The following is a 12868-nucleotide window of genomic DNA, read 5'->3' on the forward strand; positions in this document are numbered from 1 at the left end:
CTGATCCCTCCCCGCCTCAGATGGCCACGATGTTCTCGAACTCCTGCTGATCCTCCCGCCAGCCGCCGTGCCCCTCTCCGATGTCGCGGATGTCGGCGACGATCTCGATGCGGGCCAGCCACTTGACCATCTTGAAACCGAGCTGGTTCTCCAGACGCAGCCGCAGCGGGGCACCGTGCTCGACCGGCAGCGATTCGCCGTTCATCTCGTACGCGAGGAAAGCGCCGCCGTCTCGCAAGATGTCCAGGCGTACCGCTTCGTAGAACAGGCCGTGCCCGAAGGTGTCCGTGCGGGACTTGTCGTCCATGCCCCAGAAGACGGCGAAGCGGGCTTCGGGCAGCAGCTCGCAGCGCTCCAGGACCTCCTTGACCGGGACGCCCCGCCAGTCGGCGATGGAGGACCAGCCCTGGATGCAGTGGTGCAGACTGCGACGCTGCACGGCGGGCATAGCGCGCAGCTCGTCAAGGCCGAACGAGCACGGTCTGGCCACGAGGCCCTCCACGCTCAGCCTCCAGTCAGTGAAGCCGTTAGCCGCCGAGCGCAGGTAGGAGTCGTCGGCGGGGGGACGGCCGTTGACCCAGTGGTACTCGGACACGGGGATGGTGCGCTTGCGCAGTGAAGGGCGCATGGTGCGCGTCAGGCCCAGTTCGAGGGGTGCGATGAGGGTGCCCAGAGCACGCCGGGTGGTCTTGGGGTGGCGTACGGACACCAGCGTGGCCAGCACGTTGAGGACGATCACGCCCAGGACGCCCACACCGGCGAGCGTCAGCGCCAGGGTGTGATCTGCCGTCACAGAGCCGAGCACGATCTTGGCCAGTTCCCGCCCGAGCCCGTGCGCCGCGACAACCGCGACGTGCACCACCAGGAAGAGGCAGAAAAGAGCCATGAGGAGGAAGTGCAGGAACCGGGCGCGCTGCCTGCCCCCAAGCAGCCGCACGTAGCGCGGGTAGCGCGCGTCGATCGCCGGTGACATCGCCGCCCCGGTGACGATCTGCAAGGGGGCGACCATGAACACGACAACGAAGTAGCTGAGCTGCTGCAGCGCGTTGTAGGCACCGCCCTCGGCCGGCGGGTCGAACGTCAGATAACCCCCCAGGGCGCGCAGCGCGTCGGGGACGATGCCCCAGCTCGTCGGGACGAGGCGGCGCCACTCGTCCGCGGCGAACAACAGGACGAGGTAGACGGCTCCGGTGAGAATCCAGCCCACCACGGCGGCGAAGTGCCAGTGCCGTCCCAGCCCGAGGCCGTGGGGCCGGCCGGGCAGGGCGATGACGGGTGACCAGGTCTCCTCCAGGTCCGATGCCGTCCACAGTCTGTCCTTGGGTACTTCGCGGCGGCTGAACTTCAGGACCTCGCTGCCCGGCCGGCAGTGGTCGTTGAGGTAGAGACGGGGTGAGGCACTGAGAATCTGGAGCCCACTGCGGACGAGCAAGGTGAGGAAAAGGAAGTTGAGGAAATGTGTGGCGCGCAGCCAGCCGGGATAGTCCAGGGCGGTGTCCATGACGTATGGTCCTCGCGAAGAGCCGGTGACGGTCGCGGACGTGGCCGTACGCACTCGAGGCCCCCGCCGCCCTGGTCCGTTTCCCCGGTCGCCTGCCGCGTCTCGTCACCACTGTGACACGGGCGGCGCCCCACAGCGACTCGGAGGGCGCATGTGGGGGACAATGCAGTTGCTTTACTAACTGGGCACACGGGCACGCCTAGCAATCAGTCGTTCAGCGGCTGGCATCGGGCGTGGAGCCGTTGGCGCGACCGGGGCGGCGGTGACGCGCAGGGTGCGCGACGGCGCCGGGGCGGCCGAGCTCGACGGTGACCGCCTCCAAGGCTGGCCCAAGGGGATGCGGCTGATCGTGCGAAAGGAAAGGTCGCCCCCAGCGCCAATAGCGAACAGGCATAACGCGAGCACGAAGTACACGACAAGCCGGGCCGGGAGCAGCCGGCGCCGCAGCTCACCCCGTCCGTGCTTGGCGACGGTTGCGTCGACAAGTTCCGGCGTGAACACCTTGGTCAAAATCCCTATGCGACCGGCACCCCGGCCCCCATCCCTCCACGCGCTGGCCAACGGCGCGGCGAAGTGGGAACTTCAGCGATATCGTCAGGCGCTCACCGGGGCGAGCATGGGCTGCAAGCGGCACCCAGAGGATGCTTTCCGAGGCGCAGCGCCTGCGCAGCGGTGCTGCGGTCCCCGCGCCGCGCGGCGCGGACATGGGGCTTGGCGAGTGATTCGTCGCTCCGGGGAAGTAGAGAGGACCCTCCCCGCGTTGCCGGGGGCGTCCTGCAGCGCTGTGCTGAGGGCGGGCCCTGACGTGCCATGATCCGTGGCAGGCCCCGCTCATCGGAGGCTCACATGTTCCGCTCACTCTCCTGGCGCACCACCGCTGTGACGGCTGCCGCCGCGGCGGCAGCTCTGGCCGCCACCGCCTTCACCTTCACCCCCGAGCAGACGAACACCACGTCCAAGACGCTCAACTGGATCGGTATCGAGCAGCACGACACCCAGCCCCAGCACCCACGTGTCGGTGACAGCTGGACGGTCTACCTGCACTTGCATCAAAACCGCGGCGGCAAGCCCGGCAGCAAGATCGGCGAAGGCAGCGCCCGCTGTAGTGCCGCCCATGTCCGGCACGACGGAGCCCTCGTCCAGTGCCAGGCCCTGCTGCGCACCGACGAAGGAGCACTGGCCCTCAGCGCCATGATGGACCGCTTCGGTAGGGGGCCGTTCAGCGGCGTCTCGGCCGTGACCGGAGGAACCCACGCCTACCGCGAAGCACGAGGCGAAGCCGAGATCACCCGTTCTGACACGACGGTCAATTTCGAGATCGACGTCATCCGCTGACCGGCGTGGCAGGGGGCGCCGCGCCGGGCTTCCTCCCGGCCGTCGCCCCCACCCGACTGCCGGGCCGGAAGAACGCTGCAGCGAGCTTCCCCCGGGAACGACGGCACAACCGGGTGTCTCGAAGCCGCACTGGAAGTAGTGCGTTGCCGTGTGCCAGGAGGTCCCAAAGCTGCTTCCTCTGGCCGAAGTTCATCCGACGACCAGAGCTAGGGTTCGTGCGATGTCCTGGTAGGAAGCGTCCAACTGATCGAGGCCGACGTGTACATCCAATGCGAGGACACGGTCGTAAGGGGCGAGGGCGTACTCCCGGAACGTCGGAACGTCGAGCCGGCCGGGGAGTCGAAGCGGCATCCGACTCTGCGCCCACGGAGAGGGCGAGATGGCGAAGTCGTGGAGCGGGGGAGTTGGTGTGAGCGGAAGGAAGAGCACGGCACATGCTGTACAGACACCCACGCACGCCAGACAGTCGGCCTTCGGCATCGTCCGGATGTGATGCGCGATGACCTTCGATGCTTCCGTCGAAAGAACCCCACCCGAGGTCAGGTTCTGGCCCGTCGAGGACCTGCCCGCCCTCACGCCCGATCCGTTCCTGGACGACGCGCTGCGCAACGCGCCGATCACCCGTATCAAACTGCCGCACGGATCGGGGCATGCCTGGCTGGTCTCCCGTTACGAGGACGTCCGGTTCGTCACCTCCGACGCCCGCTTCTCCCGCGAACTGGTCGCAGGCCGCGATGTGACCAGCATGTTCCCCCAGCCCGTCGCCTCACAGACAGCCGCCCTGCAGTACATCGACCCGCCCCGCCACACCCGGCTGCGAAAAGTCGTCGCCAGGGCGTTCACCACGCAGAGCATGCGCCGGCTGCGCCCGATGGCCGAACACACCGCCACCGAACTGGTCCAGGCCATGCGAGAGGCCGGCGTCCCGGCCGACCTCATGCAGCACCTGCACGGCCCCTTGCCCATCGCGGTCATGTGTTTCCTGCTCGGCACGCGCGAGGGTGACTGGCGTGAGTGGGCCAAGACCTCCGAGACCGCCCTGTCGGTAGGGCCGGACAAGGAACGCAGCCGGGTGGCACGTGAGGTGACACGGGCCCGCCTCCTGGCGCTGCTCGAGCACAAGCGCGAAGAACCGGACGAAGACCTGGCAAGCGTGCTCGCCCAGGCCGCGGCCACAGGCGAGATCACAAACGACGAAGCCGCCTCACTGGCCACAGCCGTCTACGTCAGCGGCGGGCACGCCGTCCGCAACAACAGCGGCTCCATGATGTATGCGCTGCTCACCCACCCCGAGCACCTGGGGCGGTTGCGCCGTGAACCGCATCTGCTGCCGCAGGCTCTTGAGGAACTGTTCCGGTACGTGCCCCACCGCAACGGCGTCGGCATCCCCCGCGTCGCCACCGAGGACGTCGAGGTCGGCGGGCAACTGATCCGGGCCGGTGACGTCGTCTACAACTCCTACCTCTCCGCTAACCGCGACCCCGCTGTGTTCCCCGATCCCGACACCCTGGACTTCGACCGGCAAGCCATCGCCCACCTCAGCTTCGGCCATGGACCGCACTACTGCCTGGCCGCCATGCTGGCCCGCATGCAAGCCGAGGTCATGATCAAAACACTGCTGGCACACTTTCCACGGCTCGATCTCGCCGTCCCCGCCGACGAGGTCGAGTTTCTGCGTCAAGGCCCCATCCGCGGTCCCAGATCGCTGCCCGTCACGTTCTGAGCCGCTGCCGCGAAACGGAGACACTGGCTGCTCCGGGGTCCCAAGCATCCCCCGCGGGCCATGCAGCGTCACCGACGAGAGGACCTGGTCGTGGAGAAATGCCGTCCACCGGGTTCAACCGTCGCTTGGCCCAGCCGAGTTCTCGGTAAAAGCGTTGGGTGCGTCGGATGGACGGAGGTCACCCTCTGGGTGGTATCCGGGAAGCTGCCATTCGTTCGGGGACGACTGGTCAAGTCGGAGCCAGGGTGTGCACTCCCCCAGGGCAGCGTGGGACGGGTTTGAGGCAGCGTCAGGCAGGCCTATGCGGCCGCCGAATCGCATCTTTGACCACAGGGGGAACGGACGTGCGGTAGAGGCGGGCGGGTTTCAGATCGGATGGTTTCACCGGCCGTTGATCGCACCGCTGCAAGACCGTCAAACGCCCCGAGACCCTGAAGGCCATCGGCAAGCCGCCCGGAAGATCTTGGTAGATAATGAACAAGCTGAGCCTGGTCACTGCCAGATGGAGCTTGGTGGTCAATCCGCCTCGGAATCACCGAGCCCGTGATCGCCGAGCTCGGTGAAGGCACGCCACCGGGCGCTTGACCTGCGGATCCCCTCTTTGCGGGCCCGGCCGCATGCTGGTGGGTGTGGGCGACGGTCAATTCCATCGGGACGTCCTGGGTGGTCGGTCCGTCGGCGTTGGCCTGAGCCTGCAGTTGTTCGAAGATTAAGGAGCGTTGCAAGGGCGATCGGTGGCGATCCTGATTGCGCAGACGGCTTCGGGTTGCTTCACGGGCATGGAATTCTGGCGAGGGCTGCTCGATGTCGACCCAATGGTCTGGCTGTTCATAGCGCTTCCCGTGCCTGTCGGGGCTGGCGGCTGCCTGGTACGGCGGCTTCCTCCGGATCGGTCAGACCTACCATGGGCCAGCCACTGCTCACAAATAGCGGCAAGAGGTCAGCGTTCGGGCAGCTTGCGACGGAGGCTGTCCATCGACTTCGTTACGTCATCGGCAATGCCCGCAGGTACGCCGATATCGCCTGCCGACGGCAGGCCGCCCGGGAAGAGGAGCGGCGCCGTGAGGAAGGCGGAGCCGTGGAGCGGGAGGCGCGGTATCGCGATCTGTGCGTCCTCATGGTCCCCGGCGGATCTGGTGGGTCAGCCGACTTTGTCTCAGTGCCGGGGTGGGTCGTCGTCGTGGTCGGATTGCTGAGCGGCTTTCTCGCGGGCACGCAGGAGCGCCCAGAGCGGGAGGGAGAGGCCTACGAGGTACCAGGGCATCAGCCAGAGCGCGGTCCACCAGGTGCTCTGCGGTTCGAGGATGAGGTCGGTGGCGGCTGCTGCCATACCGGTGGCCAGGCTCCAGCACGTGAGGCGGCCGACGTTCCGGACCCCTCGGGTGAGCCGGCCGGAGGCGGAGTGGGGGCGGGAGGAGGGCAGGGTTCTGCCCGGTTCGCTCATCGCGGGGGAGTCCTTCACAAGAGGGTGGACGGCGTCGGAAGGTGCCGGACGCCGTCAGTGTGCATGGGGGTGCCGTTGTGCCCGTAGCACCCCCGCCAGCTAGTCACTGGCTCTGAGACAAGTTGTGCCGGTGCGGTTTCGCATTCAGAAGCTGGTAAGCGCTCTCTGCGCACTTCTCGGCTCGGTCTGAATCTGACCGAAAAGTAGCCAGTTTCCGGTCGGGATGCACTGATTGAGATGCAGTCGAAGTATTTCGGTCAGTGTGTCCGCCGGAATTGACCACGGAATGCAAAGTTCCCCGTTCAAGGGATGGTGGGTTGCTCTACCGTGTCCGGATTCGCCCGGTCGAAGTGGTGGGGCTGATTCCAGCCCGTATGAGAGGGGTGTTGCGGGGCACGGCTGGTCGGCTTGTGTGCGTCTTGTGACAGCTTGTGTGGCTGAGGTGACCGTGTGGGTCACCGGTTCTGCCTGTCTGTCTGACTTCCTGTGGGGGGAAGCTGATGCATTTACGTGCTGCAGGCACGCCGTCTCGGCGTGCCCGGAGAACGCACAGAACCGCTCTCGTCGCTGCGATCACCACGGCCGCTCTGGCGATCGCCGCGGCCCCTGGTCTGGCCGCTCCACCGAAGCCGCAGCTGCCGGAGCCGGAGAGTCCGTGGACGAAGCCGACCAAGGTGGAGGCTCCCGCGACGCCGGCCGGGTCGGTCAAAGCGCCGGACTCGGAGGTTGAGGCCAGGCCGTCCGCCGAAGTCGCGGCCTGGCGGGCAGCGCAGAAGACGCGCGCGACCAGCGGGAAGGCCAAGAGTCCCGCATCCCGCACGGCGACCGCAGCCGAGTCCACACCCTTCCTTCCCGAGGGGCAGGGCGAGGTGCCCTGGCACCGGATCACCGACACGCGCCTGAACGACGCGCTCGTGGCACGGGTGAACGTCTCCAACGGCAACCTGATGCTCGCCGCGACGGACTTCGACATCGCCGGCGTGGGCCAGAAGCTCCAGCTGGCGCGGACGTACAACTCCCTGGAGGCGCCCTGGGGGAAGGTGTCGCAGCGCTGGTGGCAGGCGTACGAGCGCTACCTCCAGTTCGGTGACGGGGAAGTGATCGTCTACGACGCCACCGGCGACGCGCTGCGGTTCCAGCAGACGTCCACCGGCGGTTACACCACGCCGACGGGCTACTCCAAGGACCTGAAGAAGAACGCGGACGGCACCTACACCCTGACCGACCGCAAGTCGGGTACGAAGGACACCTACGACGCGCACGGTACGCTGGCCAAGGTCACGGACAACAACGACGGCGTGATCACGGTCGACCAGCACGACGAGGGCGGCGAGCACAAGGGCTTCAAGCTGACCGAGACCCGCTCGGGCCGCTGGATCGACCTGGTCAAGACCTACCCGAACCAGTGGCAGGCCAAGGACCACACGGGTCGCACGGCCGTGCTCGACCTGGACCCGGCGGGCAACCTGGCGAAGGTCACCGACACCGACGGCAAGGCCACGGCCTACGCGTACGACTCCTCACGCCGCCTGACGAAGGTGACCACCCCCGAGGGCACCGTCACGCTGTTCACCTACGACGCCCACAACCGCGTCAGGTCCATGCAGCGGGCCACCGAGGTGACCAGCACCGGCCACATCGGCCCGACCTGGCGCTACGACTACACGGCCGCCACCCCCTCCGACGCGGGCACCACCACGGTCACCGACCCCGACGGCGACGCCACCAAGTACCTGCACAACGCGGACGGCGAGGTCACCAAGGTCACCGACCCCCTGGATCACTCCCGCCACGCCAAGTACACGGGCCACCTTCTGCAGACCGCCACCGACGCGATGGGCACGGGCGCGGACGGCACCGGCGGCAACACCACCACCTACGGCTGGGACGGCCGCAACAACGCCCTCTCCCAGAAGCTCCCACTCGGCGCCACCGCGTCCGTGACGGCCTACCAGACGATCGCCGGCACCGACCTGCCCAACGACTTCACCACCGCGGACGGCCGCAAGGACACCTTCAAATACGACACCAACGGCAACACGATGTCGGTCACCACCTCCGGCACGGCCGGCGGCACCCGCGCGTACACCTACAACAAGGACACCCCGGCCTGCGGCGGCTTCGAGGGCCAGCGCTGCACCGCCAAGGACGCAGGCGGCAAGGTCACCTCCTTCGAGTACGACGCCAAGGGCAACCTCAAGAAGGTCACCCCGCCCGCCCCGCTGGGCACGACGACCTACACCTACGACGCACTCGGCCGGGTGCAGACCGTCACCGACGGACGCGGCATCAAGACCGTCTACGTCCACGACAACCGCGACCGCGTGACGAAGGTGTCCTCCACCAACGCCACGGTCACCTACTCCTACGACGGCGACGGCAACGTCAAGTCCCGTACGGACGCCTCCGGAACCACCATCTGGACCTACGACAAGCTCAACCGCGAAAGCGTCCGCACCCTGCAGAACGGCGCCCAGACAGCACTGGCCTACACCCCGGGCGGCGAGGTCGACCACTACACCGACCCCACCGGCAAGACCGACTACACCTGGGACAAGGCCGGCCGCCTGGACTACCTGATTGCCCCGGACGGCAAGAAGACCGACTTCGACTACGACAACAACGACAAGCGCACCAAGACCGTCTACCCCGGCGGCACCACCCAAGCCGTCGGCATCGACGACAACGGCCGCCCCCAGGCCGTCAAGACCACCTCCGGCACGACCACCCTGATCGACCTGGCCTACGACTACAAGAACACCGCGGGCAAGGACACCACCAAGATCCGCACCCGCACCGACAACCTCACCAAGTACAAAACCACCTACGACTACGACTCCCAGGACCGCCTGCGCTACGCCCTGGAAGCCGACTCCGCCGGAGCCCGCAAGGCGTCGTGGCTGTACTGCTGGGACAAAGCCGGCAACCTCACCAGCCAGGACGGCACCAAGAACACCTGCCCCGGCGCCACCACCTACACCTACGACGACGCCAGCGAACTGACCGGCAGGAACGGCTCCGCCACCGGCTGGTTCTACGACAAACTCGGCAACGAGACGGCGGCTGCGAGCACCACCCCCCGCACGAACGAAACCTGGACCGACCACAGCCAGCTCTCCACCATCACCGCAGGCGGCAAGAGCTACGACCTGGTCCACGCCGGCACAGACAACTCCGAGCGCACCAAACTGGGTTCGACCTGGTTCCACCACACCGCACTCGGCCTGGCCTCCACGACAACGAACGGCGTGGACACCGGATTCATCCGCGAACCGGCGGGCACCTTGAACTCCATGACGACTGGGGGGAAGTCCTACTACTACCTCACCGACGCCACGGGAAACGTCCTCGGCCTGGTCGACGACACCGGCAAGCGCACGCACACCTACGCCTACGGCCCCACCGGCCTCCCGCGTACGACACCGACCGAGGCCGTCTCCCAGCCGTACCGCTACGCGGGCACGTATCTGGACCCGACCGGGCTGTACAAGATGGGCCACCGCTACTACGACCCCACCCTCGGCCGCTTCACCCAGCCGGACCCGTCGGGGCAGGAGAAGAACGCCTACCTCTACGCCGCCGGCGACCCCATCAACAACAGCGACCCCACCGGCCTGTACGGCATCGACGACCTGGTGACTGATATCAGCATCATCGGTGGGTCCGCCGGAGCTGGAGCCGGTCTCGGGGGAGGCGCGTGCTTCTTCGGCCCCCAGGCCTGCGGAGTCGGCGTCGGCATCGGCGGCTTCATCGGCGGTGCCTTCGGAGTCGGGGTGGTAGTCGGGCGGCACATCGCAGACTAAAGCCATTGGGTGGAGGCGGCGCACGATCGTCTCCACCCCACTGAGTTGCAGCCTTACGTCGTAAGAGCGAGAGGAGTATGTATGCGAGGCTCAGGGGACTTGCGAGAGAGCCGAATCTGGAAAGCCTGCGTTTGGACGGTACTCGCTCTGTGCGTGCTTTCTTCAGGAACCTCTCTTGCGGCTGAACGTTGGGGCCTCCTCGTCCTTAGTATCGTAGGCGTGATCGCAACAGCTTCGGTGTTGGTCCAGTTCCGGCGCAGGAATTAGGACCGAGCCCCGACTGGCTGTTCTCCTTCCGCTCAGGCTGGTGAAGGCGAGGATGTGCTCGGCCTTGCGCTCATAGCGACGGTGGGTCGTCGGCAGCCGGCGAGCCAGGCCATGGTTCGTTCGATGGTCCATCGGTGCCGCCCGAGTCGTTGCGAGGGCTCGACACTTTTGCGGCCGATGCGGTGCCGGATGACGCGCTACGACAGCAATCGCCGCAGGTGGTGGTAGTCGTAGCCCTTGTCGGCGTGGAGCTTGCCAGGCTTGCGTCGGCGGGGTCCGCGGCGGGACCGGATCGGGGGTATGCCCTTCACGAGCGGGACCAGGGCCTGGCTGTCGTGGATGTTGGCACCGGAGATGCCGACGGACAGGGGCAGACCGGTCCGCTCGGTGATCAGATGGATCTTTGAGCCGTACTTGTCCCGGTCGACAGGTTCCGGACCTGTCAGGTCCCCCTTTTCAGGGCTCGCATGTTCACCGATTCGATCGCGCAACGGGACCAGTCCAGGTCGCTGCGGGAGCCGAGTTCGTCGAGGACCAGGCGGTGGAGCTTGGCCCACACCCGGGCCTTCGTCTATTCGGTGAACCGGGCGGTGGGCCGTCGCGCCCGACGGCCCGAAGGCGGCCGCGGGCAGCTGCTGCCACGTACAGCTTGATGTTGCCACGAACACGATCGCCGCCAGCACCTCGCGGTCGCCGTGGCGCCCTGCGGCCGCCGCCCTACGGCCGCCGCCCTGCGGCCGCGACGGCGCTTCCGGAACCACGCGCTGGAACAACTGCCACAACTCATCCGGCACCAGCCGCTCAACGCTCCCCACGCCGGGAGGCTACCGATCGCAAGGCGCTAGCTCCGTAGTCAGTGCCCCATTCGGCGTTGCCTGTCGAACCGGAGCAGCACCCGTACCAGGCGCCACACTCCAGCAACTGCTCCGAGCACAGTGCGCCCACCACCAGCACGCGCTTCTCCGCCGAGCCGGAGAGGTCAAGGGCCTGGACGAGAGTCCAGGCGACAGCGAAAACGACCCCAGCCAGCACGGCGGCAGTCACCAGAGCGAAGACGATCTCCACCGTCTGGTTATGTGCGTGACTGACGAAGGCCGCCGCCTGCGGTCGACGACCCGCACCATCGGCGAGTACTTCACCCAGGAACAGCCGCTGCTGCGGCCCCTGCCCCGCGAGGTGTTCGAGACCGGACGCTGGTTCACTCCGCGGGTCAACCGCTTCGGACAGGTCACCGTCCGCTGCAACTCCTACTCGGTCCCGGTCCGTTTCATCGGCCGCCAGCTGCGGGTGCTGCTGCACGCCAACGACCTGGTCGTCTATGACGGCCGCACCGTGGTCGCCCACCACGAACGCCTCAGCGGCCGGGGCGAATCCCGCCTGGTCCTGGACCACTACCTGGAAGCACTCCTGCGCAAGCCGGGCGCCTTCCCCGGATCGACCGCCTTGGAACAGGCCAAAGCCGCAGGGAAGTTCACCCCCGTCCACGAAGCCTGGTGGACCGCGGCCCGCGCCGCCCACGGCGAGGCGGCCGGCACCAGAGCCCTGATCGAGGTGCTGCTGCTGGGACGCCACATGGAACACGAACACGTTGTCGCCGGACTCGCCGCGGCCCACCGAGCCGGCGCCCTGACCGCGGACGCCGTCACGCTGGAGGCCCGCAAGGCAGCTGAAGGCGAGAACTTCACCGAGCCCCCGAAGCCCACCCGGGCCCATCCCGTCCAGCCGCAGGAGGGGACCGGCGGCACGGTCACCTTCCTGTCCGACTGGCGGCTGTCCCACCTCCCGCCCGACACCCGGCCGCTGCCGTCGGTGGCCCACTACGACCAGCTCCTGAGCTTGTCATTTAACGAAGAGGGGCGCTGGGCCGCCGCTCTGTTGGTGCGGGAGTGGTGGAAGCGGCTGTCGTGCTGGTGATTCTGCGCCAGGATGAAGCCGTGGATGACATCGTGTGCCGCCCTGCCCAGCCCCGTGAGTTAGCCGCCGTAGCTGAGTTGCGGTGGCAGTGGGTGCAGGAGTTCTACGGAACGCCCGACACCACGCTGGAGGAGTTCGTTCCACGGTTCGTGGCATGGGCCCGGGAGACCGAGTCCTCACATCGGTGCATGGTGATGGCCCGTGACGACGTTGTGATCGGCATGGCCTGGCTGGCGATCACGCAGCGTGTGCCGCATCCGCGCGCGTTCGAGCGGATGTCGGGTGACGTGCAGTGCACGTATGTCCTGCCCGATGAGCGCGGCCACGGCCTCGGCGGCGAGCTGATCGAGGCAGTCTTAGCATGGGCGAGGGATCTCGGTCTTGAGCGGGTGACCGTTCACTCCAGCGACCGGGCGGTTTCGGCGTACTCCCGCCATGGCTTTGCAGCCTCTCCGCGCCTGCTCCAGGCCGAGGTTGGGCAGGGCCGCGCGGAGTGAGTCCTCTGACCGGTGGCCGGGGTGAGGCGCTGGCCATGTTGTCGCAGTTCCGGGCGGACTTCTATGGGTGTCTCACGGGTCGCTCGGACGCGTTGTTCGAGCTGACGGACGCCCTCCTCTGCACGGAGGGCCTGGTCAAAACGCTGGTGGATCTCGCGCTCGCGCCAGAACACCGGCGGGGTCACGGAGCCCTGTACGCCGGGCTCAACCAGGGGCGGATCGACTTCGGCCGACTCCGTCGGACCCTGGCCGGCCTGCCGTTGCCGAGAGCGGCGGACGGCAGGCTGGTCCTAGTACTGCAACGGTCCTTGCCGTGACTGATGGCCAGGTCGGTCGTTGGTGTGGTTATGGGTGGGGACCTTGCTGATGTCAGGCTGTGGGCGG

Annotated in this window: 7 protein-coding genes and 4 pseudogenes; 6 read left to right on the top strand and 5 right to left on the bottom strand. The window is 67.4% G+C overall.

Going from position 1 to position 12868, the window contains the following annotated elements:
• Positions 1 to 16: 16 nt before the first annotated feature.
• Positions 17 to 1501: a molybdopterin-dependent oxidoreductase gene (locus AC07DA_RS35025; protein ID WP_479132282.1), complete on the bottom strand. Its 1485-nt coding sequence runs from the start codon at positions 1499 to 1501 to the stop codon at positions 17 to 19.
• A 390-nt stretch (positions 1502 to 1891) separates the two neighbouring features.
• Positions 1892 to 2062 (bottom strand): annotated as a pseudogene (locus tag AC07DA_RS35030) (transposase domain-containing protein); the annotation flags it as partial.
• A 285-nt stretch (positions 2063 to 2347) separates the two neighbouring features.
• On the opposite strand from AC07DA_RS35030, the gene AC07DA_RS35035 reads away from it, so the two are divergent.
• Both AC07DA_RS35035 and AC07DA_RS35040 read left to right on the top strand, forming a co-directional pair.
• Positions 2348 to 2836 (top strand): hypothetical protein, encoded by a 489-nt coding sequence (locus tag AC07DA_RS35035; RefSeq protein WP_479132283.1) that lies wholly within the window; start codon positions 2348 to 2350, stop codon positions 2834 to 2836.
• A 499-nt stretch (positions 2837 to 3335) separates the two neighbouring features.
• A complete protein-coding gene (locus AC07DA_RS35040) occupies positions 3336 to 4559 on the top strand; it encodes a cytochrome P450 (RefSeq protein WP_479132284.1) in 1224 nt (407 codons plus the stop codon).
• Between the two features lie 1156 nt (positions 4560 to 5715).
• Here AC07DA_RS35040 and AC07DA_RS35045 read toward each other — a convergent pair.
• Positions 5716 to 6003, bottom strand: a complete 288-nt coding sequence (locus AC07DA_RS35045) for a hypothetical protein (protein ID WP_479132285.1) — start codon at positions 6001 to 6003, stop codon at positions 5716 to 5718.
• Positions 6004 to 6503: 500 nt separating this feature from the next.
• On the opposite strand from AC07DA_RS35045, the gene AC07DA_RS35050 reads away from it, so the two are divergent.
• Entirely contained in the window at positions 6504 to 9806 is a 3303-nt protein-coding gene (locus AC07DA_RS35050; RefSeq protein WP_479132286.1) for an RHS repeat-associated core domain-containing protein, read from the top strand.
• A 297-nt stretch (positions 9807 to 10103) separates the two neighbouring features.
• Here AC07DA_RS35050 and AC07DA_RS35055 read toward each other — a convergent pair.
• Together AC07DA_RS35055 and AC07DA_RS35060 are read right to left on the bottom strand one after the other, a co-directional pair.
• Positions 10104 to 10888: pseudogene (locus AC07DA_RS35055) on the bottom strand (IS5 family transposase); the annotation flags it as partial.
• 38 nt (positions 10889 to 10926) lie between these two features.
• A pseudogene (locus AC07DA_RS35060) lies at positions 10927 to 11138 on the bottom strand (DUF6332 family protein).
• Positions 11139 to 11153: 15 nt separating this feature from the next.
• Here AC07DA_RS35060 and AC07DA_RS35065 point away from each other — a divergent pair.
• From AC07DA_RS35065 to AC07DA_RS35075, 3 genes and pseudogenes are all read left to right on the top strand, one after another.
• Positions 11154 to 11987, top strand: coding sequence for a Mu transposase domain-containing protein (locus AC07DA_RS35065; RefSeq protein ID WP_479132287.1), 834 nt, complete (start codon positions 11154 to 11156; stop codon positions 11985 to 11987).
• Positions 11978 to 12484 (top strand): GNAT family N-acetyltransferase, encoded by a 507-nt coding sequence (locus tag AC07DA_RS35070; RefSeq protein WP_479132288.1) that lies wholly within the window; start codon positions 11978 to 11980, stop codon positions 12482 to 12484. Before AC07DA_RS35065 ends, AC07DA_RS35070 begins: the two co-directional genes overlap by 10 nt.
• A 35-nt stretch (positions 12485 to 12519) precedes the next feature.
• Positions 12520 to 12783: pseudogene (locus AC07DA_RS35075) on the top strand (transposase); the annotation flags it as partial.
• Positions 12784 to 12868: the final 85 nt, after the last annotated feature.

This window comes from Streptomyces sp. NPDC044921 (genome assembly GCF_056432865.1).